This is a genomic window from Vibrio sp. 1731, assembly GCF_033339955.1.
Classification (GTDB): Bacteria; Pseudomonadota; Gammaproteobacteria; order Enterobacterales; family Vibrionaceae; genus Vibrio; species Vibrio alginolyticus.
This window is the reverse complement of the sequence record NZ_JAWOVO010000069.1, coordinates 1-1645: the sequence shown is the minus strand read 5'-3', so window position 1 is coordinate 1645 and position 1645 is coordinate 1. Positions and strand designations below refer to the sequence as shown.

Here is a 1645-nt window from a genome sequence, read left to right as displayed (position 1 = left end):
GGCTACGACGATTAATGGGTGTAGCCGATCAGATCGTAGCTTCTTGATTTAGTTCCATCGATTTAAGCAACAAAGCCTACAGAAAGCAAAAACCTTGGGTAAGTACCAAGGAAGAAAACCTGATCTCAAGCTGAGAGAAAATGTAGCACTTTTGCTTAGTGAGGGTAAAAGTTGGTCTCAGATTCAACAACTTTTAGGTTGTAGCAGATCAACTATTGCAAAGGTCAAAAAGCAGGGTAACTCTGACAAAGACTTAATTTTGTAAGAAAGAATAAAACGAAGTGAATTTTTTCTTTAGTAATAACTAGTTACGCTCTTAGCGTACAATATTTTCCGAATCGTCGAGTGACCCCTTATACCAGGAGCACTACGAGACTCCATATTTGTATTGGAAGGATTACTGGAACAGCAAACCGGTTTAAACCCGACTGAGATCATGACGAATACTGCCGCTGTATAGTCAGGAAACCCTGTTTACACAGTCAGGTATCGAGTTATCGAGAACCACGATGGCAAGGTGGGTGATTCAGGTGAGCGAGAAGTTCAAACCACTGTATCAAGCACTGAAAAAGCACTTACTTGAGCAAATCGTGGTTCAAGCCGACTAAAATGTCAATGATAAGTGTTTGCTTTTGATTTTTTCTTCATTAACTCTGATTCTTGATGATAATCTCGTTCGTTAGTCACCTTTCTTGGTCTAGAGTAAAAATAACCTTGAGCCAAAAGATTATATTTTTTAAGATATTCATTCTGGAAGTAAGTGTCAACCCCTTCAATTATCAAGCCGTGTTTACAATAAGTCCTTAAAACAAAAATAAGAGACTTTAAGCAATCATCATCACCAGAATTGTATAATAAGAATGACCTATCTATTTTAATATAGTCCCATTCAATTACCCCTAAAGATAAGTGAGCCGCTATATTTTCTTCATAATAATCGTCAAGAACGATTAACATACCTAACTTTTGAAGTCGTTTTATATTTTTTAGTATTTTACTAAATTTAATGGAAGTGCTTATTTCATTTATTTCTATATGAAATTTATTATAGACATTTTTATTTATAACCTTCTCTACAAATTCATCATCTTCTAATGCAGATAGATTTAAATTCAAAAAAATACCTTTAGACGTTTTTATATTACTAAAATATTCCATCTGTAGTAAAAAAACAGTCTTAATGAATTCATCGTCAATATTATCGAAGAAGGATTCACTATTTAATGTCTCTCCTGATTCTTTAATTACTCTTGAGAGGCATTCGCAATAGATCGTTTCTCCAGATTTAGGGATGTATATTGGCTGCAATAAAAACTCTAGGGTTACATAGCTATTTTTGTTGCTGATTGTAACACCACCACACGTTGAATATTCAACAGTAAACATACGCACTCCTACTTTTACACAGTTTGTAAATATAGTTGAGTTTTTGTCGCAATCCTAGGCTTTTTTGCTTAAATCGGTGGAACTAAATCAAAAATCTACGATCTGATCGTGCTATACCCATCAATCGTCGTAGCCTCATGCCGAAACCTCGTTACAAAACAACTAACTGGAAGCAATACAATAAAGCCTTAATAAACCGTGGTTCTCTGACCTTTTGGATTGATGAGGAAACGATAGCCGAGTGGAAGCAAAACAAACA

The 1645-nt window shown here is 35.0% G+C and carries 2 protein-coding genes and 3 pseudogenes; 4 read left to right on the top strand and 1 reads right to left on the bottom strand.

Translation table 11 applies throughout. The features are described from left to right. The first annotated feature begins 94 nt into the window (after positions 1–94). From R7035_RS25200 to R7035_RS25190, 3 genes and pseudogenes are all read left to right on the top strand, one after another. The gene (locus tag R7035_RS25200) at positions 95–265 is read left to right on the top strand and encodes a helix-turn-helix domain-containing protein (protein WP_318146322.1); all 171 of its coding nucleotides are present in this window, start codon (positions 95–97) and stop codon (positions 263–265) included. 87 nt (positions 266–352) lie between these two features. Then, a pseudogene (locus R7035_RS25195) lies at positions 353–451 on the top strand (hypothetical protein); the annotation flags it as partial. Beyond that, positions 447–605, top strand: a pseudogene (locus R7035_RS25190) (IS66 family transposase); the annotation flags it as partial. The pseudogenes R7035_RS25195 and R7035_RS25190, both read left to right, overlap by 5 nt. Positions 606–612: 7 nt before the next feature. On the opposite strand, the gene R7035_RS25185 reads toward R7035_RS25190, so the two are convergent. Further along, on the bottom strand, positions 613–1386 hold the full coding sequence (locus R7035_RS25185; RefSeq protein ID WP_203514069.1) for an EAL domain-containing protein: 774 nt from the start codon (positions 1384–1386) through the stop codon (positions 613–615). A gap of 137 nt (positions 1387–1523) precedes the next feature. On the opposite strand from R7035_RS25185, the pseudogene R7035_RS25180 reads away from it, so the two are divergent. Further along, positions 1524–1645: pseudogene (locus R7035_RS25180) on the top strand (IS5/IS1182 family transposase); the annotation flags it as partial.

Bases quoted from the DNA above. Each gene is read 5' to 3' on its own strand.
- R7035_RS25185 (WP_203514069.1), bottom strand. From the start codon at position 1,386: ATGTTTACTGTTGAATATTCAACGTGTGGTGGTGTTACAATCAGCAAC.